This is a genomic window from Limosilactobacillus difficilis, assembly GCF_947387495.1.
Classification (GTDB): Bacteria; Bacillota; Bacilli; order Lactobacillales; family Lactobacillaceae; genus Limosilactobacillus; species Limosilactobacillus difficilis.
This window is the reverse complement of record NZ_CANDNU010000112.1, coordinates 1-433: the sequence shown is the minus strand read 5'-3', so window position 1 is coordinate 433 and position 433 is coordinate 1. Positions and strand designations below refer to the sequence as shown.

The 433-nt window shown below is 43.2% G+C and carries 1 protein-coding gene; it reads left to right on the top strand.

Annotation, left to right across the window (positions count from 1 at the left end; translation table 11 throughout):
• Nucleotides 1-433, top strand: a 433-nt coding sequence (locus tag QOR82_RS09175; RefSeq protein ID WP_283584428.1) for a helix-turn-helix domain-containing protein, incomplete at both ends; no start/stop codon positions are given.

Sequence of the window (433 nt, the reverse complement as noted above, 5' to 3'; positions counted from 1 at the left end):
AACAAGAAAATTTAGCGTCAATTCCCGAAACTTGTATTCACTTTGGTTACCGTTCTCCTGGTTCGGTTTATCAATGGGAATGCCTTTATAATAAGCGAGGGCCGCAGGCCCTTTTAGAATTACGCCGAGGAAGGAGACCTAAGCATGGTCAACCATCACGACAAGAGCCAAGACGAACAGCTTCGTCAGCTTCAAAAGCAGAATCAAGCCCTACAAAGAGAAAACTTATTGTTAAAGATACAACTCGACGCCTCAAAAAAATTGACAGCCTTGAGAAAGCATCCAAACAAGAACTCGCGCAAGTAATCTATGAGCTCAAGGCAAAGTACCTGTTAAAGGACCTGATTGATGCGCTCCCGATTTCGATGTCGACTTACCAATATTGGCAATTCAAGTTTGAACACCCCGATAAAGACGAAGAAGAACTCAAAGC